Raw genomic sequence first — 458 nt, forward strand, 5'->3', positions numbered from 1 at the left:
CAAGTGCAGGCGTGCTTGAAGCGACTCGATATCTGCCTGCACAACCATTACGGGCCATCGGAGACTCATGTCGTGACGACCTACACGATGACGCCGGAAGTTATCGAGGTTGGTCTGCCGCCAATCGGCAAGCCGATCGCGAACACGAGCATTTATATTGTGAACGACAGCTTCGAGCTGCAGCCGATCGGCGTGAAGGGCGAGCTCTACGTATCCGGGGCATGTGTCGGACGCGGGTACTGGGGAAGAACGGACTTGACGGAGGAGAAGTTCCTTGATAACCCGTTCGCACCTGGTGAGCGGCTGTACAAGACAGGTGACGTAGCGCGCTGGCTTCCAGACGGCAGCATCGAGTATGTGGGCCGAAGCGACCATCAGGTGAAAATCCGGGGCTTCCGCATTGAGCTGGGCGAGGTGGAATCGCAGTTGCTGCATGTACCGGCGGTACAGGAGGCGAC

1 protein-coding gene is annotated in these 458 nt (G+C 58.7%); it reads left to right on the top strand.

What is annotated here, in order from left to right:
* Positions 1-458: AMP-binding protein (locus tag BBG47_RS28450; protein ID WP_139070846.1), on the top strand; the 458-nt coding region annotated here is incomplete at both ends.

This window comes from Paenibacillus sp. KS1 (assembly GCF_001680695.1).
Classification (GTDB): Bacteria; Bacillota; Bacilli; order Paenibacillales; family Paenibacillaceae; genus Paenibacillus_B; species Paenibacillus_B suaedae.